The following is a 25,851-nucleotide window of genomic DNA, read 5'->3' as shown; positions in this document are numbered from 1 at the left end:
CGCACTCCTCTGCACGTCCCTGGCCACTTACGCCAACTCCCCGCCAAATCTGGCTCTCCAGGCATTTTCAAAACTTGGCACGGCTTTCGCTATCTATCCGTTATAAGCGGTTAAACAGCCCAATAGCGGCAGGAGTTACCCATGGATCGCGCGATATACATCGCCATGACCGGCGCCAAACACAACATGCTGGCGCAGACGTCACACTCGAACAATCTGGCCAATGCCACGACCACCGGCTTTCGCGCCGACTGGGAGCAGGCACGCGCCATGCCGGTGTTTGGTGAGTATTACCCATCACGGGCGTTCTCCAACACCGAACGGCCGGCGACCGATTTTAACGACGGCCCCCTGGTTGAAACCGGCAATGAATTGGATGTTGCCATTACCGGTGACGGTTTCTTTGCCGTTCAGGACGCCGAAGGCAATGAAGCCTATACCCGACGCGGTGATTTTTCCGTCACCCCAGTCGGTCAGTTGATCAATGGTTCCGGCCAGCCGGTGATCGGGCAGGGTGGTGGACCGATCGTCTTGCCGCCCTATGAGAAAGTCGAGATCGGCGAAGACGGCACCATTTCCATTCGCCCGGCCGGCGCTGGCCCCAATGAGATGGCGGTCATCGACGGTCTGAAAATTGTGAACCCGGATCTGCAGAACCTCGATAAAGGCACCGACGGTTTGTTCCGTCCGCGTGAAGGAGAGCAGGTGTTGGAAGACGATCCGGCGTTGTCGGTTGTCAGTGGCTTTGTTGAAGGCAGCAACGTTAATCCGGTGCACGAACTAACCAATGTGCTGGCGCTGAATCGCCAGTACGAACTGCAAGTAAAAATGATGAAGACGATCGAGGAAATCACTCGCTCTTCTGAACAAATTCTGCGGTTAAGCTAAGGGGGTATTCAAGATGCATAAGGCATTGTGGGTCGGTAAGACCGGTTTGGAAGCCCAGGATCTTTCCTTGGCCACCATCTCCAACAACATGGCAAACGCCAGCACCACCGGCTTTAAAAAAGAGCGGGCGGTGTTTGAAGATCTGATCTATCAGATTCAACGTCAGCCGGGCGCCCAGGGTACTCAAAACACCCAGCTGCCCTCCGGTTTGCAGCTTGGTACCGGGGTGCGCACCGTGGGTACGCAAAAACTCTTTACCCAGGGTGATCTGAACACCACCGAGCAGCCTTTGGACCTGGCGATCAACGGTCGTGGTTTTTTCCAGATTCTGCTGCCCGACGGCAACCTGGCTTACACCCGCGACGGCACCTTTCATATGAACGATGAAGGTCAGATCGTTACCGCCAGTGGTTATCTGCTGGAGCCGGATATCCAAGTGCCGGAACAAACCAGCACCATCACCATTGGTGAAGACGGCATCGTCACGGCGGTGATCGGTAACGACAACAACAACCTGGTGCAGCTGGGCGATATCGAAGTGGTCGACTTCGTCAACCCGGCGGGTTTGCAGTCCGCGGGTAAGAACCTCTTCCTGGAGACCGCGGCCAGTGGCCCACCTCAGGTCGGCGTGCCGAGTCTGGATGGTTTTGGCGCCATTGTTCAAGGCGCTCTGGAAACCTCGAACGTGACCATCGTCGAGGAAATGGTCGACATGATTTCGACGCAACGGTCCTACGAAATGAACTCCAAAGTGGTCAGCACTGCCGATCAGATGCTGGGCTTCATTACGTCGAACCTGTAACGCGAGGATTAAGCTCATGAAGATGATCACACCGCTTCGCACAGCGCTGACTTGGGCGGCTTTGAGTCTGCTGGTCAGTGGCTGCAGCACCACGCAATCGGTGGGTCTGGGTGAACCCTTCCCGCAGCCAGGCGACCCGGATTTTGCGCCGGTACCGGCCGAAGCCTTGCAGGCACCACCGGGAACCGACGGTTCGCTGTTTAACAGCCAGGCCGGTATGGCGCTCTATGGCGATAAGAAAGCCATGCGCACCGGTGACATCATCACCATCGTGCTGGATGAGCAAACCCAGGGCAGCAAGTCGTCTCAGGCGTCCTCATCGAAGACCAGTGAAGCGGCGCTGAACGCGCCGATCATCGGTGGTGGTCAGCCCATTGAGTTGCTCAGTGGCACCGTTGGTGGCAACCGCAGCTTTTCTGGCAGCGGCGATGCCGACCAGAGCAACAGCTTGAGCGGCAATATCTCTGTGACCGTCTCTGAAGTGCTGCCCAACGGCGTACTGCGAGTGCGCGGTGAAAAGTGGATTACGCTGAATACCGGCGCTGAATTTATCCGTATTCAGGGCATGTTGCGCCCGGAAGACATCAACCTGGACAACACAGTGTCCAGCCAGAAACTGGCCGATGCCCGCATTTCCTACAGCGGCGCCGGCGCCCTGGCCAACGCCAGCCAGCCCGGTTGGTTGAGTCGGTTCTTTAATAGCCCGGTTTGGCCGTTTTAGCGGCCAGACCGGACGCTTGACGCTTAACGGGAGACGCAAATTACAAGGCACCTTCGGTGCTTGGGTTTGCGTATCCAGCGTCTCCCGTCTCCCGTCTCCCGTCCAGCGTTCAGCGCCCTGCCTAAAGCGGCATGGCCCACTAATTGCTCTAAGCTGCTTAAGTCAAAGCAGACGTCAATAGAGTGACACCATGAAAAAGTTGCTGATTGTACTGATTGCCGCCCTGGCCATGCCGGTCTGGGCCGATCGCATCAAGGATCTGTCGTCCGTTCAGGGCGTGCGTAATAACCAGCTGGTTGGTTACGGCCTGGTGGTGGGGCTCGATGGGTCGGGCGATCGCGCACCTTTTACCAACCAGACGTTCCGTAACATGATGGAGCAGTTTGGTATCACCATCCCTGAAGGCGAAAACCCCAATCTGAATAACGTCGCCGCAGTCAGCGTGCACGCCACCTTGCCGCCGTTTTCCAAGCCGGGTCAGGAAATTGACGTCACCGTCTCCAGCATCGGTAATGCCGACAGTCTGCGTGGCGGCAGTCTGTTGCTGACGCCGTTGCGTGGCCCGGACGGCCAGACCTACGCCGTGGCTCAGGGCAACCTGGTGGTCAGCGGTTTTGGCGCCGAAGGCGAAGACGGTTCCTCGATCAGCGTCAACGTTCAGAACGCTGGCCGCATTCCCAATGGCGCCATTGTCGAGCGCGGCGTGGCCAACACCTTTTCCCAGGGCGATTACATGACCTTCAATCTGCATCGCCCGGATTTCACCACCGCCAAGCGGATGTCGAGCGTGATTAACGAACTGCTCGGCCCGGGCGCAGCTTATGCGGTCGATGCCGCTTCGGTTCGAGTCACCGCGCCGCGCGATCCCAACCAGCGGGTGAACTTTATCAGCGTGCTGGAAAACCTCGATGTGCAGCCTGGCGAAGAAGCCGCGCGCGTCATCATCAACAGCCGCACCGGCACCATCGTGGTCGGCCAGCATGTGACGGTCTCTCCGGTTGCCATCACTCACGGCAATATGACGGTCACCATCGACAACACCCAGAATGTTGATCAGCCGCCGCCGTTCAGCGAAGGCGAAACAGCGGTGGTGCCGGATACCGAAATCGAGATCGATGAAGGCGACAACCGCATGTTCCTGTTTGGGCCGACGGTCACCCTCAGCGATATTGTCGATGCGGTCAACGAAGTCGGCGCAGCGCCGGGTGATTTGATGGCCATCCTTGAAGCGCTGAAAGCGGCCGGTGCCCTGAAAGCCGAATTGATCGTGATCTGAACTCGAACGCTCGGTTTGCTGAATTGGCACGAGCTTTGAAATAGAAAGATCACAGTTAAGACAAACCGGCCTGAAATGCGGGCCAGACGGACGTTGCCGTGGTAAAAGCGGCAACTTCTCACCGGAGAGCGGCAAAGATGGTTTCGCAAGTCGACGCAGCCTTTAACTACAACGACCTCAACGGCCTGAATCAGGTCAAGTCGATGGCGCGTAAGGATGACCCGGAAGCGTTGCGGGTGGTGGCGCAGCAATTTGAGTCCATGTTTATCGGCATGGTGCTCAAGAGCATGCGTGAAGCCAATGACGTCATGGCGTCCGACATGCTCAACAGTAACGAAAGCCGTTTCTACCGCGATATGTACGATCAGCAACTGAGTCTGAACCTGGCGCAACAGGGCGGTTATGGCCTGGCGGATGTGCTTTTCGATCAGCTGTCGCGTCAGCTGCCACAGCGTGATCAGGACTTCAGTAACATCAACATTAAAAGCCTGGAAGACAGCCGTCGCCCGGTCCTGCCAGCCAATCAGGCCGAGCCTTTGCCGGTGTTACCCGGCGCGACTGAAAGCCGTTCAGATGCGGCTGTTCCTGATGCAGCGCAGGTGCTCGACGAAGATCTGGAAGCGTCCGATTTGTCGGTTAATCTGCCCGGCAAACAAAGCGCTTTTGACTCGCCCGAAGAATTTATTCAATCGTTGTTACCGCACGCCCAAGAGGCGGCCGAATCGCTGGGCGTGGATCCGCGTATTTTGTTGTCTCAGGCGGCGCTGGAAACCGGCTGGGGCCGTTACATGATTGAAGATGGCCAGGGCAACAACAGCCATAATTTTTTTGGCATTAAGGCCGATGCCCGCTGGGATGGCGCCACGGCGGAGACCATGACCCATGAAGTCTTTGATGGCCGTACCATTCAAATGCGCGATGCCTTTCGTGCCTACGAAGATCCCCGCCAGTCCTTTGCTGATTACGCCAACTTTTTGCAATCCAATCCGCGTTATCAGCAGGCTTTGAACCAGGCCGATGACGCTGAAGCTTTTACCCGATCATTGCAGGCGGCCGGCTACGCCACCGACCCGCAATACGCCGATAAAATATTACGCATCGCCGATAGCGAAGTGATGCGTTTAGCCGCTGCGGACCACGCAGTTCGGCATCCTTTGGGGTAATGGTGGCCTATGGGCAGCATTCTTAATATCGCCATCACCGGACTAAAAGCTCAGCAAACTGCGCTGAGTGTGACCGGTCACAACATTGCCAATGCCGGTGTGGAAGGTTACTCACGCCAGGACGTGGTGCTGCACACCAATAACCCTCAGTTCCGCGGCTACGGTTACATTGGTAATGGCGTCAGCATCTCCACCGTGCGCCGTATTACCGACCAGTTTATGGTGGAACAGCAGCGCATCGACACCAGCAGTTTTCAGCGCGAACAGACGTATAAATCCAACATCGAACGCATTGATTCATTGCTGGCTTCACAAAGCACCGGTTTGCAATCGGTGCTCGATAACTTTTTCGCCAGCTTGCAGGGTGCGTCCGACAACCCCGGTTATGTGCCGTCGCGCGACGTCGTGGTGGGGACGGCTGAAGGCGTTGTTGATCGTTTCAAAACGCTGCATCGCTATCTGACCAACCAGAACGAAACTCTGAACGGGCAGATATCGACCGCCGTCGATGAAATTAATGCGCTGGTCGAAGGCATCGCCAATCTGAATGAGCGCATTGTCTTCGCTCAGGGGCGGATCGAGTCGGAACCGCCCAATGATCTGATGGACCAGCGCGATGAACTGGTGCGGCAGTTATCGGAGTTCCTGCCCGTCGAAGTGACCGAGGATAACGGCCAGTACAATGTTGCCTTTGGTCAGGGCGAGTCACTGGTGCTGGGCAAGCAGGCGCACCGGCTGATGGCGGTGCCGTCGGCTGAAGATCCGCAGCAGATGGGCATTCGTTTTGTCAGCAATCTGCGCGATGTGTTTGTGACCGATACCATCAAAGGCGGCAAGCTCGGTGGCATGTTTGCGTTTCGCGAAGAAGCCCTGAACCCGACCATGAATGAACTGGGCCGTATTGCCGTGGCCTTTACCGAAGAAATCAATGCCAAGCATCATCAGGGCGTCGATATGAACGGCGATTTTGGCGGCGATATGTTCCAGGATTTAAACGATCCGGTACTGGCCAAGCAGGCGCGCGTTCAAGGCGATGGTCTCAACGAGCCACCGATTAACCAGGTGTTCAGCCTGTATTTCGACGACGTCGGTGACCTGACCACGAGCGATTACACCATCCGCTTTACCGGCCCCGATGACGACAGCTACGAAGTGTTCCGTAAAAACGATGGCGTCAAAGTGGACGGCGGCACCATTGATGGTGGCAACCTGCCAACCGAAATCAGTTTCGATGGTCTGCGCATCGTGCTCGAAGAAGGCAATTTTAAAGCCGGCGACGAATTCACTGTCAAACCACTGCGCGATGTCGCCTCGCAGATGGATTTTGTGTTGTCGCAGTCATCGGAATTGGCACTGGCTTATCCGATGCGTTCCGACAAGAGTTTGGGCAACCTCGGTACCGGTCTGATCGACCATGGCCAGATGCTCAGTGAAGACGGCAAAGCTTTTGCCATTGAAGGTCAGTTGAACCCGCCTTTGGTGGTGGTGTTCCATAGCGAAACGCATTATTCCATTCTCGATAACAGCGATCCGGGTAATCCCAAACCGCTGGATCCGCCGATGGAAAATATCCGTTATGTCCCCGGCGCGGAAAACGATCTGTTCCCGACCGATCCGGGCGAAACCATGGTCAGTTCGTGGCGTCCCCGCTTGCCGGAGCTGCCTTATATCACCCCGGACGGTCCGTCTTCGACCACGCCCTACAACGGCATCAATTCGGAGCGTTTTACCTTCAGTCGAACCGATCCGGTTACCGGTAAGGTGACGCAAGACCCAGTCGTTACCACCGCCAGTGGCGCGACTGCCGCCGAGATTGCCCAGGAACTGAACAAGGTCGATGGCGTGCAGGCACGGGCCTACACCGAGGTAAAACTGAGTAATTTCACCAACTCCGGTACGCCCTATGATCCACCCAATCCGTTCGAGGTTTGGGTCAATGGCTACGAAATAACCCTGGATGATCTGGGTCCTAACCAGAGCATCTTTATGGATGGTTTTCCGGAAGAAATTCCCGAAGATATGACGCCGGATTTTCTGGCCGATCGAATCAATTCGCACTATGACCTGGTGGCAGCCGGTGTGCGTGCCAGCAGTGATGGCGAAACGCTGACCATCACCGATGCCAAGGGTAACGACATCTTTATCGAGATGCGCGGCGATAAACCCGATCCCGCCATCGTCGGCACACCTCCGCTGGGTACGCCGCCGCCGAACGATGCCATTGATCCGGGCGATACCTTCGAAATCAGCACCGGTGAAAACTGGCCGGTGGAAGCCGTTGAAGGTGAAACACGCGGCCTGTTGAACAACCTGACCGGTTTCGATTTCAGCGAAGGTGGTCCTTATCGCTATCAGATGTATTTGCCGGACGGTCGCAAGGGCACCATTGAACTGACCGGTGACCACGCCACCGGCGACGACGTTAAAGCCGAAATCGAAGCCAAGATCGGTGCGCTGCTCGATAGCCCCGGACGCGCCGAGGTCAGCATTTCTGCGGAAGGCGAAATCAGTTACCAGGTGTTCGTTAAGATGGCCGGCTCGGGTAATGACGATACCGCCGGCATGAATGTGGGTGGTCAGGTTGATGTCACCATGGCCGACGGTATTTCCATGAAAACCGATCCCAGTGACGGCGCGATCTTTACCGGTGTGTCGGCCGCCAAGCCGACCTATCAGGGCTTTCAGTTCACCATTTCCGGTCGCCCGGAAGCCGGTGACAGCTTCACCATCGAATGGAATTCAGACGGCATCTCCGATAACCGTAATGCGCTCGATCTGATTGCGCTGGAAACCACGGATACGCTGAATGAACGGGAAGGCGGCATGACCTTTACCGAAGCTTACAGCCAATCGGTCGAGAAGGTGGGCACCAAAACCAACCAGGCGCAGATTCGTGCCCAGGCAGCCGAAGCCGTTTTGGAAGGCACTGAGTCCGATCTGAACTCGGTGCGGGGTGTGAACCTGGACGAAGAAGCCGCCTTATTGATCGAATTTCAGTTGGCCTACCAGGCCAATGCCCAGGTGATCAGTGTCGCCCAGGAAACGTTCAACGCTTTGATTGGCGCCTTCCGTTAAGCCTCGCTGCGGACAGGCCGATAAGTTTGCCGTCATCCACCACAGGATGACCGTTTAGGAGGTCGAGATGGTCGATCGTGTTTCAACCTACTGGATGTTCAACCGTCCAGTCAGTGACATGACCCAGTTGCAGGCCGATATGATGCGGACTCAGGAGCAAATGAGTACCGGCTTGCGTATTCTGACACCCGCCGATGATCCGGTCGGTGCCGCCCGGGTGTTGCAGTTGAATCAGGAAATTGCGCTGACCACACAATACGAGCGCAATATTATTCTGGTTGAGGGTCGCCTTAATGAGGAAGAGGGCATTCTGGAATCGATCCAGAACACCATCGGCCGTATTCGCGAGCAGGCGGTGAAAGCCGGTAACGCGGCGACCCTGAACGATGAAGATCGCCTGGCCATTGCTGCTGAAGTTCGTATACGCGTTGATGAACTGTACGACCTGATGAACAGTAAAGATGGCAGCGGCGAATATCTGTTTGCCGGCTATTCCGGTGGCACTCAACCCTTCCAGCGCAATCTCGGTGGTGGTACTTCCTTTGAAGGCGACCAGGGCGTGCGCTATTTGCAGATCAGCCAGAACGTCACCCTTGCCTCCAGTGATTCTGGCAAGGATGTCTTTATGGACATCCCCGCCGTCGAGCCGAGTTTCTCCACCTATGGCAACCCGCTGAACAGTGGCAACCCGCCGGGAATTATCTCTGCCGGCATCACCCGTGATCAGCAGGCGCTGGACGAATTCTTCCCGCACGATGCGGTAATTACCTTCGAAAACCCGCTCGATATTGAGCCCTCTGAACCGAACTATACGGTGCGCCGGAAATCGGATGGTCGGGTCGTGGAAGGCTTGAAAAACATTCCTTATGTACCTGGCGGCAATATTGAATTCGGTGGCATGAGCGTCACCGTGGTGGGCGACCCGGCACCGGGCGATGAGTTTGTGGTCGAGACCAGCAACAAGCAGGGCATTTTGACCACCTTCGAGAAATTTTTGTTTGCGCTGGAGAGCTATCCACCCGGTACCGCATTCGACGATGCTTATGATGAAGCCATCGAACAAACCCTGGGTAATTTGGATAACGCCGTCGATAAAATATCCCAGGTTCAGGCCCGCATTGGGGCTCGACTGAATACATCCCAGTCGGTCACCAACCAGCATGCTGACAGCAAGTTGGATATGCAGGACGTTCGCTCACAGATACAGGATGTCGATTGGGCAGAAGCGGTCAGTCGATTACAGATGCAGAGTTTGACCTTGCAGGCGGCTCAACAGAGTTTTGCGCAGACCAGCCAGCTCAGTTTGTTTGATTTTATTCGTTAACGGTGGGGCGGGTTGATCAGTCTTTAAGCTGATTGATCTGATTGTAGCGTTTGGCCTTGGCCGCACTGCTGGGTTTGGCCGGATGCAGTTGAATCAGCTCATCCCAGATGTGCTGGGTTTCCTGCATCGCCAGGTTGTGGTTTTCGGCGATAACGGCTTGCAATTGTTGGATAACCTCCTGGCGTTGTGAGGCCGGCATTTGCGCCAGACTTTGTTCGCAACGCTGACGCCATTGCTCAAAAGCCGGCTCTAAATTGTTTTGCTGGTTGAGCAACGGCAACAGGGATTCAACGAGTGGATGAGCCATGAGGTCCTCTCAGACCAAGTTGTGCAGAGTCGATAGCATGGCACAAGCGTCTGCATATTGCATAGCGCTTCTCGGTTGTGGCGCGATACAGTCTGGTGGACGCCGGATACATGCTAGAGTTGTTTTCATCAGTAGCGTTATAACGCACGATAGCGTCGCTTTACCGACACCTAAATGACAGGACGGACCTTATGAAGTCGCCTCGACAATTAAAAACGCATTATCAGCAGGGTGACAATATCAGCGCCCTGATGCGTGCCGATCGCGGCTTGACGGAGAACAACAGCGAGATCATTGAAGTCGCCTACGACTTGCAGGCGGGTTCTTACATTAAAGCGCTGGAAAATCCGCAACACGCTGAACGTAAGCTCGCCTACAACGAGGCGTTGTTGACGATCCTGAACGATTTTAACGACAGCCGCCACTTGCTCGAGGCCGGCGTCGGTGAAGCCACCACGCTGGCCGCAGTGGCCGGGCAGCTGTCACACGCCCAGGGCTACGGTTTTGATTTGAGCTGGTCGCGGGTGGCGCATGGTCATCATTGGTTGCAACGACAAGGCGTCAGTGCCCAACTGTGCACCGGTGATTTACTGGCTATTCCGATGGCCAGCAACGCCATTGATCTGGTGTATACCTCGCATTCCATTGAACCCAATGGCGGACGCGAAGCGACTATTTTACAAGAACTGTATCGGGTGGCCGGTCGCTATCTGGTGCTGTTTGAGCCGGGTTACGAATTTGCCAGTGATGAAGCCCGGGCGCGTATGGATCATCACGGTTATTGCAAAGGCCTGGCGGACACCGCTCGTGAGTTAGGCATGACGGTAGTCGATCATCGACCGATGCCAGTGTCGGTGAATCCGCTCAATCCGACGGCGGTGACCATCATTGAAAAACCGCCGGCCGATTCAGGATTGGATCTGAATTCGGACAGTCCCTTTGCCTGTCCGCAATATAAAACACCCCTGGTCGAGTTGGGGCAGATGTATTACAGCCCGGAGGCACTGAGCGTGTATCCGGTGATTGCAGGGTTTCCCTGCTTACGACGTGAAAACGCCATTTTTGCCAGTAGTTATGAAATGGTGGTTAGCCAGTGGGGCTATGCTTAACGTCATAATAGCGAGTGTCTGCAACGCAGCAGACCGGTTGTCGAGGTATGTCTATGTTCGATAATGCATCCATTGTGATTACCGGGGGCACAGGTTCCTTTGGTAAGCAGTTTGTGCGAACCATTCTGTCTCGGTTTCGACCTAAACGTCTGGTGATTTTTTCCCGTGATGAACTCAAGCAGTATGAAATGCAGCAAGAGTTCAACGCACCCTGTATGCGTTATTTTATTGGCGATGTACGCGATAAAGAACGCGTGATGCAGGCTTTTAAAGGCGTTGATTTTGTCATTCACGCAGCGGCGCTAAAGCACGTTCCTGTTGCCGAATATAATCCGACAGAATGCATCCGCACCAACATCAACGGGGCAGAAAATGTCATCCGTGCGGCGATTGAAAACCGCGTGCAAAAAGTCATTGCTCTGTCGACCGATAAAGCCGCCAATCCGATTAATTTATACGGCGCGACCAAGCTGGCGTCGGACAAACTCTTTGTCGCTGCCAACAATATGGTAGGCAGCGATGTGCCGCGTTTTGCCGTGGTTCGTTACGGCAATGTGGTCGGTTCCCGCGGTTCTGTGGTGCCGTTTTTTAAGCGCCTGATTGCGGAAGGCAAAACCGAACTGCCAATCACCGATGCTGAAATGACCCGCTTCTGGATCACCTTGCAACAAGGTGTCGATCTGGTGATGTCTGGCTTCGAACGCATGTATGGCGGCGAAATTTTTGTGCCGAAAATTCCGTCGGTACGCATTACCGATCTGGCCGCTGCGGTAGCGCCGGATGTGCCGCATAAAATTGTCGGTATTCGCCCGGGGGAAAAATTGCACGAGCAGATGATTCCGCGTGATGATTCCTATCGGACGCTGGAATTTGATGATCACTACGTCATCACACCCGCGATCAAGTTTATGGATCAAAAAGTCAACTATGCGCGCAACCGTTTGGGCGAGCAGGGTGCTTTGGTGGAGCCGGGTTTTTATTACGATTCCGGTACCAACCCCGACTTTTTGAGCGTCGATGCCATCCGCGATTTACACGCATCCATCGGGCTATGATTCCATACGGTCGTCAATCCATCAGCGAGGCCGACATCGAAGCGGTGGTCGAGGTCTTGCGCTCAAATTTTCTGACCCAGGGACCGGTGGTGCCTGCGTTCGAGCAAGCCTTCGCTCAACGCGTTCAGGCGTCTTACGCAGTGGCCTGCAACAGCGCTACCTCGGCGTTGCATCTGGCCTATCTGGCGCTGGGTGTCGGGCCTGGTGATAGCGTCTGGACGTCGCCGATTACCTTTGTAGCGACCGCCAACGCGGCTCTGTATTGCGGGGCCGACGTCGATTTTGTCGACATTGATGCGCGTACTTATAACCTCTGTTGTGATGCCCTGGCGGAAAAACTGGCTCAGGCTGAACGGCAGGGACGCTTACCCAAGGTGGTTGCAGCGGTGCACCTGGCCGGCCAGCCTTGCGAGATGGCGGCTATTGCCGAACTCAGCCAGCGCTATGGTTTTGCTGTGGTGGAAGATGCCTCTCACGCTGTCGGTGCCCGTTATCGCGATGAGCCGGTCGGTAATGGCCGTTACAGCGACATCACTGTGTTCAGTTTTCATCCGGTCAAAATCATGACCACGGCCGAAGGCGGTCTGGCTACTACCAATCAGGCGCAGTTGGCTGAGCGTATGCAATTGTTGCGCAGTCATGGTGTGACTCGTGATGCGCAGTTGTTGCAAGCACCAGACAGCGGTGGCTGGTATTACGAACAGCAGGCGCTCGGCTTTAACTATCGATTGACCGAATTACAGGCGGCTTTGGGTTTGAGTCAGTTGCAGCGTCTGGATGCTTTTCTCGAGGCGCGCCGGCAACAGGTGGCACGCTATCAGGAGCGCTTAGCGTCCTTGCCGCTGCAGTTGCCCTGGCAGCACCCGGACAGCGATTCGAGTTATCACCTCTATCCGGTTTGCGTAGCCGATGAACCGGCTCGCGCTCAGCTTTATCAGCAGATGCGCGCGGCGGCTATTGGCGTCAATGTGCATTACATTCCGGTCCATACGCAGCCGTTTTATCGCGCGCGTGGTTTTGACTGGGGCGACTTCCCGGTGGCTGAAGACTACTACCGTCGGGCGTTGTCGTTACCAGTCTATGCCGACCTGACCTCGCATGATCAGCAAAGCGTGGTCGATGTGCTGGTTAAGGCTTTGGGTTAATGCCATGAAGGTGGCCATCATCCCAGCACGCGGCGGTTCCAAACGGATACCGGGTAAAAATATTCGTCCCTTTCACGGTCGTCCCATGATGGCTTGGTCGATTGACGCGGCGTTGCAATCAGGCTGTTTTGATCGGGTCATCGTTTCTACCGACGATGCCGACATTGCCGAGGTTGCGCTCAAGTCCGGCGCCGAAGTGCCCTTTATGCGCCCCGGGTCTCTAGCCGATGACTTTGCGACAACGGCCGATGTGATGCACCACGCCGCCGATTGGCTGCAACGCAAAGGAACACCTCCATCGCAACTCTGTTGTCTCTATGCCACTGCTGCTTTTGTCACGCCGGCGGTCTTAGTTGAGGCGCAGCAATGGCTCGACCAGGCCGACTGGGATTATGTGTTTGCCGCGGTGCGTTTCGATTACCCCATTCAACGAGCGTTACGACTGTTGCCGGAGGGTGGCGTGGATTGGTTGCAACCTGAAATGGCGCAGCAGCGCTCTCAGGATTTGGAGCCCTGTTATCACGATGCTGGCCAGTTTTACTGGGGTCAGTTCGACGCCTTTTATCAGCGCCGTCCGATATTAGGCCCACGTTCGCGTCCGCTGTTGCTTGATGGCCGTGATGCTCAGGATATCGATACCGAAGCGGACTGGGCGATGGCTGAAGCCTTGTTCGCCTTGCGCCGGGGAGCCGGGAGCGCATGAGTTGGGCATTATTCCGGGTGGATGCCAGTACGACCATCGGCGCCGGCCATTGGATGCGCTGTCTGGCACTCGCCGATGGACTGGCGCAGGCCGGCGTTGAGGTTGTCTTTGTGTACCGCAACACCCTGGACAGCTGTCAGTCGCTGGCTGAACAGGCCGGTCATCGCTGTGTCGAATTAGCCGCTGCTAGCGCTAGTACCGATACGCTTCCGGCTACTGATTACGCCCATTCGCACTGGCTCGATGGCGGTGAACGGGCCGATGCCGAGGCCTGTCTGAATTGGCTGGCTGAGCCGGCGGTGCAGGCGATGGGCAAACCCGGATGGATCATCGTCGACCACTATGCCTTAGCCTCACCCTGGGAGCAGGCCTTGGCTGCTATCGCTCCGATTCTGGTAATCGACGATCTTAACGACCGGCCGCATCAATGCCGTTGGTTGCTGGATGCATCGGCCGACAAAACGGCCGAAGTCTACAGCGACTGGATCGATGCCGGTTGTCGACTGTTGTTAGGACCACAGTACGCCTTGCTGCGGCCTGAGTTTGCTCAGTGGCGTGAGGTCAGTCTGGCGCGGCGACACCAGCCAATCGACGGTCCCCTGAAGGTGTTAATCAGCCTTGGCGGGGTCGATGCCGACAACCTGACCAAGGCCGCTTTAAGCAGTCTGTTGCCGCTCGCCGATGCGCTGTCGGTCGAGGTCATCGTCGGTTCGTCCAATCCTCATATCACCGCATTGCGGCAATGGATTGCCGAGCACTGGCCCGCCTGTCAGATGCATACCCAGGTCAACACCATGGCGCAACACCTGGCCAATGCCGACATCTGTATAGGGGCCGCCGGTACCAGTAGTTGGGAGCGTTGTACGCTGGGCGTACCCACAGTGCTTTTGCTGCTGGCGGAGAATCAGCGTCATAACGCCCGTTATCTGAGCGACAGCGGCGCTGCCATTGCGCTGGGTCAATGGAGTGAGCAGACGGCGGCGCAATTAACCCAGGCATTGCAGACGTTATTGGCCGATACCAGCCGGTTGCAGTCGTTGAGTGATGCCGCCGCCCGTCAATGCGATGGCCTGGGCGTGGCACGGGTTCTGCAACAGTTGATGCCGAGACCGGCGGCTGTTGCTGCGGCCACCGGTCGGTTGCGGGAAATGACAACAGAGGATTTGGCCCTGGTGCGGCAATGGCGCAACCATCCGCAGGTGCGCAGCGCTATGTATAATCAACACCAGATTACGCCGGACGAACACCAAAACTGGTTCGCCCAGGCGCAGGCCGATGCGGATCGGCAGCTGTATATTTTTGAAGTTGAGGGCCGGGCTCAAGGCTTCGTGCAGTTTCAGGCCCGGCCGGAAGATCGTGCTGTTTGGGGCTTTTATATGGCGCCAGAGGCGCCCAAAGGGCTCGGCCGTAAACTCGGTCGCTGTGCTTTGCAACACGCCTTTGAGCGCTTGGAATATCAGCACTTGGAAGCCGAAGTATTGGTCACCAACGATGCCTCCCTGGCGTTTCATCGACGTCTGGGTTTTAACGCCATCGCCCACAAAGAGGTCGCCGGACATGAGGTGGCCTGTTTCGAACTCAGTGCGCAGCAGTGGTTGAAGAGAGGTCAGGATGTCGAATGAAGTCTGGATCAACGGTCGCCGCCTGGCCGCTGATGCACCGCCTTACGTGGTGGCGGAGGTTTCGGCCAATCACAACGGCAGTCTGGAGCGAGCCAAGGCGATTATCAGCGCTGCCGGCCAGGCTGGGGTTGATGCCGTCAAACTGCAAACCTACCGGCCCGATACCATTACCTTGCCAGCGGACAGCGCTGATTTCCGTATTGAAGGTGGTCTTTGGCACGGCCGGACTCTCTATGATCTCTATGAAGAAGCCCATCTGCCTTGGGACTGGCATGCCCCTTTGTTTGAACACGCCCGCAAGCTGGGTCTGACCATCTTCAGTTCGCCCTTCGATAACACCGCTGTTGATCTGCTCGAAGACCTGGGCGCGCCGGCCTATAAAATTGCCTCCTTCGAGGCGGTTGATCTGCCGTTGATCCGCTATGTGGCCAGTACCGGCAAACCGATGGTGATTTCGACCGGCATGGCCAATCAGGACGAAATCGCCGAGGCCGTGGCGACAGCGCGCGACAACGGCTGTTCGCAATTAATTGTGTTGCATTGCGTCAGTGGCTACCCGGCGCCGGCGGGCGATTACAACCTGCGCACTCTGGTCGATATGGCGCAGCGTTATCCGGCTCTGGTCGGGTTGTCGGACCACACGCTTGATAACGCCACGGCCGTCGCCGCCACGGCGCTGGGCGCTTGTTTTATCGAAAAACACTTTACCCTGGACCGCTCCGGTGGCGGCCCGGATGACAGCTTTTCACTGGAGCCGGACGATCTGGCGCGGCTGTGTCGTGATGTTAAAACCGCCTGGGAATCTCTGGGGCAGGTGCATTACGAACGCAGTGAGTCCGAACGTGGTAATGCCCAGTTCCGGCGTTCGTTGTATTTCGTCAAGGATTTGCAGGCGGGCGATGTCATTGACGCCGACTCGATTCGCAGCGTCCGCCCCGGCTATGGGCTGGCGCCGCGTTATTTCGATGAGTTGCTGGGCAAAACACTGACCCGCTCGGTGCAGCGCTATCAGCCGGTGCGCTGGGATTATTTCGACTAGGGGCCGCTGTCGACCATGAAATACTGCACTCAGTGTCTGAGCACCGATTTACGGCCGAATGCCCACTTCAGCGAAGCGGGCGTCTGCATTGCCTGCCAGTATTCCAACGACGATCGAGTCGTAGAAGATAAGCGTTTTAAGCTCACAGCCTTGCAGGAACGTATCAAGCAGATCCGCTCGCGCCGGCGCAAACGTGCCGCTTACGATTGCATCGTTGGCGTTAGCGGCGGCAAAGACAGTACCCGTCAGGCGCATTGGGTGCGCGATCGTCTGGGCTTGCGCCCGTTACTGGTGTGCTGTGCTTACCCACCGGCGCAGATGAGCGATATCGGCGCCAGCAACCTGTCTAACCTGATCAGCATGGGCTTCGATCTGATCACCGCCACGCCGGCGCCCCAGACATCCCGTCGGTTATCGCTGCAAGCCTTTCGGGATTTTGGCAACGTCTGTAAATCGACCGAACTGGCGCTGTTTTCTACCGTGCCCAGGCTCGCCATTGATCTGGGTATCAATCTGATCTTCTGGGGTGAAAATCCAGCCTTGCAGGTTGGCGATGCCGGTACTCGTGGCGTTGATGAGTTCGATGGCAACCGGCTGAGTCATTCCAATACGCTGTCACAAGGTGGCATGGAGTGGATGAAAGGCTGTGTCGATGAGCAACGAAAACTCGACCACTATCGCTATCCGCAGGAACACTATTTCGATAAAAACGGCATCTCTATCTTGTTTCTCGGGCCGGCCTGGGATGACTGGAGTAATGCTAATAATGCCACCTACGCCGCCTTGCAAGGCTTGACCCTGCGCCCGAACGAAGCGCTGGAAACCGGCGATATTTCCGAGGCATCGATGCTCGATGAGGAATATTCCAACATCAATATGATGCTGAAATATTTTAAGTTTGGCTTTGGCCGCGCCACCGATATCGTCGATGAAGGCATCCGCAACGGCCAACTGAGTCGGCAACAGGGCATCGACATCGTAAAACAATACGATGGTCGCTGTGACGACCGCATCATCGACAGCTATTGCCGCTATGTCGGCATCAGTACGGCCGAGTTTTGGCAGATTGCCCATCAGTGGGTGAATACCGACTTGTTCGACATTCAACCGGGCCAGCGTCCTAAACCGCGTTTTACCGTCGGAGTCGACTATGGACATTGATGTGATCAACGTCGGCAGCGGCAACCTGCGCTCCATCGCCAACAGCCTGACCCGGCTGCACCTGCGACCCAACTGGGTGACCCAACCGAAAGAGTTGAGGAATTCGCGTATTTTGCTGCCTGGGGTCGGTTCCATCGCCTATTTTATGGCCAACCTGCGTCGCGCTGAGCTGGATAAGGCGGTGCTCGATGCCGCCGCGCAAGGACGTCGAGTTATTGGCATTTGTTTGGGCTATCAGGCGTTAACGCATTATTCCGAGGAAGATGGCGGGGTCGAGGGGTTAGGGCTGTTGGACGCCCAGGTGGAAAAATTGGCCGGTGGCATCGGCAACAACGGCTGGAAGAATTTTCATTTGCGCTGTCAGGACGCCGGCCTGGTGCCGAAATTAACGCTGAAGCGACAACTCCGGGGTCGGGTTTATTACAACCACGAATACGGTGTGCGTTGCACCGATGCTGGGGCGTTGAACCTGGCGATCGACGATCCGACATTGGCCGCTTACAGCGCCATGAGCATTAAGGGTGAGCTGATCGGTTGCCAGTTCCATCCGGAAAAAAGCCAGTGGACCGGCAGTCAGCTGCTGCGGATGGTGCTCTAGATGACGATGCGAACCGCAGCCCTGGTGCTTTACCTCGACGGCTATTGTTATCAGTCCTACGGCTGGCAGACGTTGCGCCCTCTGGGTGAGGTGCAGACCGTTTTTTCCATGCTGGATGATCATCAGATTGATGAGATCGCCCTGATCCGCCCGGTCCGTGAAGGTGACAGCCTGGCGGCGTTCGAACGCGATGTGGATCGGCTGGCCAGTCTACAGACACAGTCGCCGCTGTCGTTCGGTGGTGGCATTCGTGAGCTGGCTTGTTTTAACGCTTTCGAGCGGTTGCCGATGGAGCGGGTGCTGCTGAGCTCGGCCTTTGTCGGTGGCGACGCCGAGCTGCTGCAAAACCTGCAGCAACGGCTGGGGCGACAGGCACTGCAGGCATTATTACCACTGCGTCGAGGTGATCAGGAACTGGAGGTGTTTCACTGCGCCGAAGGTCGGTTTGTGCCGCTGTCAAATCTGGATCGAGCGTTGCTTGAGCAATTTGCCAACGAGGTTGTGGTATACGATTGCGATCACGAAGGTACGCTCGGTGGTTTTGATTTTAGCCTCGGTGATGCTCTGCAACTGGCACCACAGCGGCTGATTCTGGCCGGTGGTCTTGATCCTGCCGGCGTCAAACAAGCAGCAACGGCCGGTCACGCCGCCGTGGCAATTGAAAACCGAATTTTGCAGCAAGAGTATCACCCGCGACGGTACCGCCATGGTTGAACAGTGCCCTCAGTGTTTGTACGACAGCCGTCATCCTTTTGGCCTGACTCTGATCAAGGGTGAGTGTTCCGGCTGCCATACTCACCGCGAAAAAGATCAGCTCGACTGGTCGCAGCGTTATCAATTATTGCAGCAACGATTGGCCAGCCGACGCCACCGCGGCACCTACGACTGTGTCGTTCCGGTCTGTGGCGATGCCGAAGATTATTACGTCCTCGACCAGGTGTTAAAGCTGGGATTGCACCCACTGGTAGTGGTGGTTAACGACTATTTTATGAACGACATCGGGTGGCATAACCTGCACAACCTGATCACCCATTTCGATGTCGATTCGATGGTCTACAACCCGGATATGCGCGCCTACCAGGAACTGATTCGCACCTGCCTGCGCAAGCTCAATCATCTGCTTTGGCCGGCGCTGGCCTTGCGCACTGCCTACCCCATGCATGTGGCTCATGATCGTGGCATTCCCTGGGTGATCACCGGCCAATTACAAGCGGTAGAGCAGGTCGGCAAGTTTTCCCATACCGAAGCTGCCGACATCAGTCAGTGGAGTCGCCTGGAACACGATCTGTTTAACCAGAGTGTCGAGGCAGTGATCGGAACCGGCGCACAACTGCAAGACAGAGTGCTGGCCTATTATCGTTATCCAGCGGTGGCATCTCTGGCCAAGGTGGGCGTGCAAGGGGTTTATCTGAGTAACTATTTGCGCTGGGATCCTCTGGCGCAAAATCGTCTGGCGCTGACTCAGGGCTATCAACCGCAGCGACAGAGCAGCACCTTCGATTGTTATGAGCGCGCGGGCAGTTCGGTCTATTACCAACTGCACGACTTATTGAAATTTAAACGACATGGTTACCGCAAAGTCACCGATCATCTGGTGCGTGAGCGACGCCATGGACGCATCACCTTGGATGAAGCACAAGGACTGCAACATCACTATCTGCATCAGAAGGTCAATATCCGGCCGTTTTTTGATTGGTTAGGTGTGACTGAATCGGGTTATCAGTGGTTTGTTGAGCATCAACTCGGTGACGTCAAACCCTTAGTGGGTGAACCGGATGCGGCTCCTAAATTGCCGCAAGCCCTGGCCGATATGTTAGAGACAGGTTCCGACCCAAGTCGTGATTTTATTCCCTTTGCCAAGGGTATCTAGAGGCTACAACCATGCTGATAAAAACCTCGTTCGCCGAGTTGGAAAAACGCAATCAAAAACCCTACGTTTTGTTTGGCCGCAGCAAGCTGGCAGAAAAAACCATTAAACGACTGGGCGATCAGGTTGCCTTTCTGGTGGATAACTCGACGCCGTTGCAAGGTTCAACCTTTCATGGTTTGGAAGTAAAAGCTCCGTCGGTATTAACCGACGACTACTTTGTGCTGATCTGCTCTACCGATGTCATGAACATCTCGGCGCAGCTCGAAGGTCTGGGGCTGGCGGCCGATCGTGATTTTGCCTTATCGCCACTGGCTAACGATCTGCTGGCCATTGCCGAGCTGGAGGAATTAAAGACCGAGTTTTATTTCACCAGTGGCACGGTTGCCGCCGAACAAGGTCCTTGGGGTGGGGGGCTTTATCTGTGCAAGGTGGACCAGACGCAAGTCAGTTTCGAGCGGCTGTACAGCGGACCTTGTTATGGCGCCATGCGAGACGGTGACGATGTCCTCTTCGTCAATGGTGATATCGGTTTGTTCCGCTATTCAAAAGGTGAGGTCACTCAGTTGGCCAGCTTGCCGGAAGGTGCCCGAGCCCACGGCGTTTCTTTCAACGAAGATAACGGCTGTTATTACATAAATTGTTCTAATCGAGACAGCGTGATTGAACTGAACGCTCAGTTTGAGCAGACCAGAGAGCTGTTTTTCTCGGAAAAATTTGCCCAAAGCGGTGATGCTCAACATCATACTAACGATAACGTTGCGCTCGGTGATAGCCTTTATGTGAGCATGTTTTCATCGTCAGGCAACTGGAAAAAAGATGTTTTCGATGGTTGTGTGGCTGAGTTTGATTTGGTCAGCGGTGAGCGTCGCCGCGATGTAGTGACCGGGCTTTATATGCCGCACAACATACGCTTTATCGATGGTGGACTGCACGTCCTGGATTCATTACCCGGTCATCTGCGCTACAACAACATGAGCATTCAGGCGACTTTTCCGGCCTTTACCCGAGGGCTGGATTATCGCAAAGGTCTGTATTTTATTGGCCAAAGCAAAAACCGAAATTATTCGCGCGTTATTGGCTTATCCAATAACATTTCAATTGATTGCGGGGTTATTGTTTACAACCCTGAACTGGGTGTTTCGCGCTTCCTGCAATTCCCCTACGAGATCGGCGATATCCACACCGTGCTGATCAAGTCGTTGTAATAAAAACGGCGGCACCATTTTCCGGTGCCGCCGTTATTACCTGTCTTAGGCTTCGGCTGGCAGTTCCGCCAAGGGCACTTTCAACCAAGGGTCGTCCGGGGTGAATGACTTGGTCATCATCATGTTCAAATCCTGCTCAATCTGATCGGCAAAGGCCTTCAGAGTTTTGCGGTATTTCAGCTGGAATTTTTGCTGATCGGTTGCGTCTCGCATACACAGGCAATAGGTATATAAGATGTGACTGAGGTGCCAGATAGAACCACGAATAAACCAGTAATAAGCCGGATGCTCTTTTTGAAAAACCTGTTCCAGACGATGGTTAATGCCGAAAACAGTATCTTCAAAATCGGCATTGCGGCTTAACACTTCGTTATCCAGCTTATTCAAAAAGGCCAGGATGGCTTTTTGCAGATCCTTTATGCCTCGGCTGATTTGTTTTTCTGTCAAAACGTCCGCTGAGCGCTGCAAGCTGCTCACGACCTCTGCTTTGGAATACGCCTCTAAGTTATCGACTTGTTGCTTAAACGCCTGGCTGTCGAGTATCTGGGTATGGCGCAAATCCACACCTTCAGAGCAATTATTGAGTGTCAGCCCTTGCTGCACGAAGGCATAGGCTACTTTTTCCACTGTCCGCAGTGACGAATAGAGTTGCACCGTTGTATAGATGGGTTCGCCTTTGATATCGGTCAGCGTTCTATAACGCGCTGGATTTTTATGCTTCTTGTCGTAGTTCTCTTTAAAGCTGCCCTGATAATAAATGGAGCCTTTGGCGTGATGGTTTTCTTCATCACGAAAGCCGTAGTCACAACCGAACAGATAGGTGTTTTTAAATCCGTAATAAAGGCAAAAAGCGACCGCAGCATTGGTACAGGTCGGAGTACCAAAAGGAATGATGGCGCTTTCGCTGCCAAACATGCCCCACAGTGCTGACTCGCCTTTGAAATAGAGCAGCGAGTCGCCAAACTGGTTGATAACTTCCGGGTGGATGTGTGACGGGCTGATAATGGTGATGCTTTTTAACCATTGCGGGTCGTCAATGGTCTTCAGCGAGTCAACAACGATTTTGTGCGATTCCAGTTCGAGATGGAAATCAGGTTTGATGCCGTAATGATGCAGCGACTTCAGAGCGGTACCGCAGGAAATAATCAGCGCTTTATCCTGGTAGGCACGAACTTCTTCGATACGTTGGTCCAGTGAAGGGCCGGCACCAATAATAAAAACCGGGGTGTTGCGATCCGTGGGTTGGCGGTTTTTTAAGATGGCGCTGTGGCCACGAATATTGTGCAAGCACTGGTTGAGTTGATTCAGCTCATCATCATAGAAACCCCAGACATTCATAAACAGCGAGATGTCCTGATTCCAGCGATTGATCAGATCCAGGTTTTCTTTGTTGCCCAGGTGGTTGAAATAATAGGTCGAGGTTGGGAACAGCGGGTTAAGGCGAGCCAGGGTATTCCAGACAGCCGCGAACTTTCGTTCATCGGAAATAATGTTGCCGACAAATATTTGCACGCTGAGTGCGCTGTCGCGGGAGCGCGATTCAAACAAGCCGGACCAATCCATGGTATAGAGGCTGGCCGCGAATATGTCCGGGTTCGGTTCATAAATCACAAAGTGGCTGACCTGGGCCCGGTTGCTCAGTGCTTCGATATGCCCGCCCAGGCCAACGCCGGTAACAACCACCAACGGATAGTTGTCGCGCGAGATCAGAGGCGTTGATCCTGGTTTTTTAATGGGCGCGGCGCTCATCAGTTCACGCCCTAAGGTATGAAATGCCCGAGGGGTCGGGAAATAGCCCGGCCCCGGCGCTTTGGCGGTGGTGATGGGCGAATTGCGCGGAAAGCTGCGCATAAAGATATCGCACTCGCGCTCACCGGTTCGCCGGTAGTCCCGCTCATACAGTGCCTTGCCGCCCACTAACAGGTTGATGTCGTTGCCGTCAGGACTGATGTTCAGTTTGGCGTCGCGCAGGCTGTAGTTGTGAAAAGCCTCATATATTTTGGGGTGGTGTTGTTGGAAATAGGCCAGATTCTGATAGCGGCGACTCTGCATCAGTTCAAGGATGGTCTGGGCGTTTGGCATAAAGGGCCCCTTTAGAGCGGTAAACGACAAGGTACTGTTTATATAAGCAATTATACGGCCAGCATGACGCCTTCTTTAAAGCTTGTCTCTATATTCATTTTGGTTTTTAAAACGATATTAATATTCTCAAACGTTATTAATGTTGATTAAAGCCTGGTCTCTAGCGGTCGCTAACAAGGATGTGAAACGTCCAAGCTCGTATTGCGGGTTGGGCACACTGGCAATAGAGGAGACCATCTCATGCCGCAGATTATTAATACCAACATGGCGTCGTTGACGGCGCAGCGTAACCTCAACAACTCTCAGAGTGCTAACAGCACAGCGTTGGAGCGTCTGTCATCCGGTCTGCGGATTAACAGCGCGAAAGACGATGCGGCTGGTTTGGCAATCTCCACTCGCTTTGAGTCTCAGACCCGTGGTCTGGGCGTAGCGATTCGTAACGCCGGTGACGGTATCTCTCTGGCCCAGACCGCTGAAGGTGCTCTGGGTGCAATGACTGAGAACTTGCAGCGGATTCGTGACCTGGCTAACCAGTCAGTCAACACCACCAACAACCCCGACGACCGTATTGCTCTGCAAGCGGAAGTTGAGCAGCGTATTGCCGAGCTGCGTCGTACTGCTGAAGACACCAACTTCAACGGCCGTAAGCTGTTGGACGGTAACTTCTCTGGTACTTTCCAGATCGGTGCTAACGCCGGTGAAACCGTGGACGTGCAGATTGCTGCGCTGACTGTGGATCGCCTGGGTTCTGACGCCCAGTCAGGTGTGTCTTCTTACGGTACTGATGAAGCGCTGGGTAACGGCGACTTGATCATCAATGGCATCGCCATTGGTCCGTCTCAGTCCGGTGATGACACTTCGTCTGTTTCCAATGCCGAAGCGTCTGCGATCGCTAAAGTCGCAACCATCAACCGTTATTCTGATCAGACCGGCGTTGAAGCCTTTGTTAATGCCAACGAAGTCAACGGTGCTGCGATGCAGTCTACTGCTGCACAGGCCGGTACCCTGACCATCAATGGCGTCGACATCGACGTGTCCACCACCACCAACTCCAATGATTCAGAATTGGCCTCTACCCGGGCGGCTGTTATGGCTGCTATCAACGCCAAAGCTGAACAGACTGGTGTTCGTGCGGTCGACAGTGGCAGCGCTGATAACGGCGTTATTCTGGTCGCCGAAGATGGCCGTAACATCACCATCACCAACAACGCCGGTAGCACCCTGACCGCTGCTGGTACAGGTCTGGATATTGGTGCGGCTGGCGAGACCCAAACGGAAACCGGTGGTTTCACCTTGGTTGCTAATGGTGCGACCAAAGAAATCGTTATCGGTGGCGGCGATGGAACCGGTAACGGTGACCTGGCCAATGCGGGTCTGCAGCGCGGTACTTACGATCGTGCGACAGCGGTTTACACCAACGAAGCGCAATCTAATGTGCTGGGTACTGCCGGTACTGTGGTTGGTACGACTGCGACCATGGTTGATCACACCACTGCAGCAGCGCTGGATACTGCGCTGAAAGACCTGGTCAAGAATGGCGCTTTGCAAGACGGTGACATCATCATCAACGGTGTAACCATCGGTGCCAGCTCCGCTCTGGACGACCGTGCTTCTGATACCAACGCTGTGATGTCTGACGGTGCCGCTTCTGGTATTGCGATTGCCGCTGCCATCAACCGTGCCTCTGAAAGCACCGGTGTCTACGCCAAGGTCAATGAGACTGTCGTTGTCGGTGGTAATGACGATTCAGCGGTTGCCTCTACTGGTGCCCAGATGGACCTGTGGATCAACAACGTTGATATCGGTACCGTCACTTCTCAAGGTGATCGTCAGCAAGACATCAACACCACTGTCGGCTTGATTAACTCTAAATCTGGTCAGACTGGTGTGGTTGCTGAGTTCAACGGTAAGTCAATCACCCTGACTGCTGCTGATGGCCGTAACATCTCCGTCTTTGCCCTGGCTGACAGTGATTCTGGTACTGCTGCTTGGGGTCTGGATTCAGATGTCGATGGTATCGGTGGTCTGGGTACTTCTGGTATCACCTTTACCTCGGGTGTGGTGGGTGCCTCCATCGGTTTCGCAAGCGCAGTGACAGCGGCTAACGCCTCTTCTGCTGCGATTGCTGCAGCGACACTGAGTAACGGTCAGGTCTTCGTACTTGACGCTGCCGGTGGTGCCTTCTCCGGTGGTATTGCCAGCGCTCTCATTGCTGAAACCACGCACTCTACCGTGACCCTGGAATCTTCCCGTGAAATCATGCTGGAAGCCGGTACTGCCGGTACTGAAGGCCTGGAAGACAGCGGTTTCATCCGCGGTACTTTCGGTAACGGTGAAGACGGTATGTTCCTGAGCGAAATCGATATCTCTACTGCAGAAGGCGCCGAAGCGGCTCTGACTGCGATCGATAACGCCCTGGACGCGGTGAACTCTCAGCGTGCCGACCTCGGTGCCTTGCAGAACCGTTTCGAATCCACAGTGAGCAACCTGCAGATCTCCCAGGAGAACCTGACAGCGGCGAACTCACGGATTCGTGATGCGGACTTTGCGGCCGAAACCGCTGAACTGTCACGGACACAGGTACTGCAGCAGGCCGGTATCTCGGTTCTGGCTCAGGCCAACCAGCGTCCGCAGCAGGTCCTGTCACTGCTCGGTTAATGACTGAGGGGGCGGCGGCCTGATCCATCGGCCAGCCGCCCATTCCCT

21 protein-coding genes are annotated in these 25,851 nt (G+C 55.3%); 19 read left to right on the top strand and 2 right to left on the bottom strand.

Features of this window, described 5'->3' with window-relative positions; all coding sequences use genetic code 11:
- Positions 1-141: 141 nt before the first annotated feature.
- The 7 genes from flgF to flgL all read left to right on the top strand — a co-directional run bounded on the left by flgF (position 142) and on the right by flgL (position 9,249).
- Positions 142-888 (top strand): flagellar basal-body rod protein FlgF, encoded by a 747-nt coding sequence (gene flgF, locus ABMA60_RS13440; RefSeq protein WP_392803933.1) that lies wholly within the window; start codon positions 142-144, stop codon positions 886-888.
- Between the two features lie 13 nt (positions 889-901).
- On the top strand, positions 902-1,690 hold the full coding sequence (flgG, locus tag ABMA60_RS13435) for a flagellar basal-body rod protein FlgG (RefSeq protein ID WP_392803931.1): 789 nt from the start codon (positions 902-904) through the stop codon (positions 1,688-1,690).
- 16 nt (positions 1,691-1,706) lie between these two features.
- Positions 1,707-2,411 carry a flagellar basal body L-ring protein FlgH gene (flgH, locus tag ABMA60_RS13430; RefSeq protein ID WP_392803929.1) on the top strand — a complete coding sequence of 235 codons (705 nt, stop codon included), beginning with the start codon at positions 1,707-1,709 and terminating at the stop codon, positions 2,409-2,411.
- Positions 2,412-2,601: 190 nt separating this feature from the next.
- Positions 2,602-3,687 carry a flagellar basal body P-ring protein FlgI gene (locus tag ABMA60_RS13425; protein ID WP_392803927.1) on the top strand — a complete coding sequence of 362 codons (1,086 nt, stop codon included), beginning with the start codon at positions 2,602-2,604 and terminating at the stop codon, positions 3,685-3,687.
- Positions 3,688-3,824: 137 nt separating this feature from the next.
- Positions 3,825-4,850, top strand: a complete 1,026-nt coding sequence (gene flgJ / locus ABMA60_RS13420; protein WP_392803925.1) for a flagellar assembly peptidoglycan hydrolase FlgJ — start codon at positions 3,825-3,827, stop codon at positions 4,848-4,850.
- A gap of 9 nt (positions 4,851-4,859) precedes the next feature.
- The gene (gene flgK, locus ABMA60_RS13415) at positions 4,860-7,925 is read left to right on the top strand and encodes a flagellar hook-associated protein FlgK (RefSeq protein WP_392803923.1); all 3,066 of its coding nucleotides are present in this window, start codon (positions 4,860-4,862) and stop codon (positions 7,923-7,925) included.
- Between the two features lie 67 nt (positions 7,926-7,992).
- A complete protein-coding gene (flgL, locus tag ABMA60_RS13410; RefSeq protein ID WP_392803921.1) occupies positions 7,993-9,249 on the top strand; it encodes a flagellar hook-associated protein FlgL in 1,257 nt (418 codons plus the stop codon).
- A gap of 16 nt (positions 9,250-9,265) precedes the next feature.
- Here flgL and ABMA60_RS13405 read toward each other — a convergent pair whose 3' ends face one another.
- The gene (locus ABMA60_RS13405) at positions 9,266-9,556 is read right to left on the bottom strand and encodes a hypothetical protein (protein ID WP_392803919.1); all 291 of its coding nucleotides are present in this window, start codon (positions 9,554-9,556) and stop codon (positions 9,266-9,268) included.
- A 191-nt stretch (positions 9,557-9,747) separates the two neighbouring features.
- Here ABMA60_RS13405 and ABMA60_RS13400 point away from each other — a divergent pair, with 191 nt between their 5' ends.
- The 11 genes from ABMA60_RS13400 to ABMA60_RS13350 are packed head-to-tail and all read left to right on the top strand — an operon-like array spanning position 9,748 to position 21,063.
- Positions 9,748-10,665 carry a class I SAM-dependent methyltransferase gene (locus ABMA60_RS13400; protein WP_392803917.1) on the top strand — a complete coding sequence of 306 codons (918 nt, stop codon included), beginning with the start codon at positions 9,748-9,750 and terminating at the stop codon, positions 10,663-10,665.
- 53 nt (positions 10,666-10,718) lie between these two features.
- Positions 10,719-11,720, top strand: coding sequence for a UDP-N-acetylglucosamine 4,6-dehydratase (inverting) (gene pseB, locus ABMA60_RS13395; RefSeq protein ID WP_392803915.1), 1,002 nt, complete (start codon positions 10,719-10,721; stop codon positions 11,718-11,720).
- A complete protein-coding gene (gene pseC / locus ABMA60_RS13390; RefSeq protein WP_392803912.1) occupies positions 11,717-12,865 on the top strand; it encodes a UDP-4-amino-4,6-dideoxy-N-acetyl-beta-L-altrosamine transaminase in 1,149 nt (382 codons plus the stop codon). The genes pseB and pseC overlap by 4 nt, the downstream gene beginning before the upstream one ends.
- Positions 12,819-13,568 carry a pseudaminic acid cytidylyltransferase gene (pseF, locus tag ABMA60_RS13385; RefSeq protein ID WP_392803910.1) on the top strand — a complete coding sequence of 250 codons (750 nt, stop codon included), beginning with the start codon at positions 12,819-12,821 and terminating at the stop codon, positions 13,566-13,568. Before pseC ends, pseF begins: the two co-directional genes overlap by 47 nt.
- Positions 13,565-15,190, top strand: coding sequence for a UDP-2,4-diacetamido-2,4,6-trideoxy-beta-L-altropyranose hydrolase (gene pseG / locus ABMA60_RS13380; protein ID WP_392803908.1), 1,626 nt, complete (start codon positions 13,565-13,567; stop codon positions 15,188-15,190). Before pseF ends, pseG begins: the two co-directional genes overlap by 4 nt.
- Positions 15,180-16,229: a pseudaminic acid synthase gene (gene pseI / locus ABMA60_RS13375; RefSeq protein WP_392803906.1), complete on the top strand. Its 1,050-nt coding sequence runs from the start codon at positions 15,180-15,182 to the stop codon at positions 16,227-16,229. Before pseG ends, pseI begins: the two co-directional genes overlap by 11 nt.
- 15 nt (positions 16,230-16,244) lie before the next feature.
- Entirely contained in the window at positions 16,245-17,390 is a 1,146-nt protein-coding gene (locus ABMA60_RS13370; RefSeq protein WP_392803904.1) for an N-acetyl sugar amidotransferase, read from the top strand.
- Positions 17,380-17,988: an imidazole glycerol phosphate synthase subunit HisH gene (gene hisH / locus ABMA60_RS13365; protein WP_392803901.1), complete on the top strand. Its 609-nt coding sequence runs from the start codon at positions 17,380-17,382 to the stop codon at positions 17,986-17,988. Before ABMA60_RS13370 ends, hisH begins: the two co-directional genes overlap by 11 nt.
- Entirely contained in the window at positions 17,989-18,702 is a 714-nt protein-coding gene (locus ABMA60_RS13360) for a HisA/HisF-related TIM barrel protein (protein ID WP_392803899.1), read from the top strand.
- Positions 18,695-19,858, top strand: coding sequence for an N-acetyl sugar amidotransferase (locus ABMA60_RS13355; RefSeq protein ID WP_392803897.1), 1,164 nt, complete (start codon positions 18,695-18,697; stop codon positions 19,856-19,858). Before ABMA60_RS13360 ends, ABMA60_RS13355 begins: the two co-directional genes overlap by 8 nt.
- Before the next feature lie 11 nt (positions 19,859-19,869).
- Positions 19,870-21,063, top strand: a complete 1,194-nt coding sequence (locus tag ABMA60_RS13350) for a DUF4915 domain-containing protein (protein ID WP_392803895.1) — start codon at positions 19,870-19,872, stop codon at positions 21,061-21,063.
- Positions 21,064-21,108: 45 nt separating this feature from the next.
- Here ABMA60_RS13350 and ABMA60_RS13345 read toward each other — a convergent pair whose 3' ends face one another.
- Complete coding sequence (locus tag ABMA60_RS13345) at positions 21,109-23,145, bottom strand: 6-hydroxymethylpterin diphosphokinase MptE-like protein (protein ID WP_392803893.1); 2,037 nt, start codon at positions 23,143-23,145, stop codon at positions 21,109-21,111.
- A gap of 240 nt (positions 23,146-23,385) precedes the next feature.
- Here ABMA60_RS13345 and ABMA60_RS13340 point away from each other — a divergent pair, with 240 nt between their 5' ends.
- Entirely contained in the window at positions 23,386-25,803 is a 2,418-nt protein-coding gene (locus ABMA60_RS13340) for a flagellin (RefSeq protein ID WP_392803891.1), read from the top strand.
- Positions 25,804-25,851: the final 48 nt, after the last annotated feature.

Source organism: Saccharospirillum sp. HFRX-2, assembly GCF_043196805.1.
GTDB lineage: Bacteria > Pseudomonadota > Gammaproteobacteria > Pseudomonadales > Natronospirillaceae > Saccharospirillum.
The sequence above is the reverse complement of the archived record's forward strand: the minus strand, read 5'-3'. Positions and strand labels throughout refer to the sequence as shown.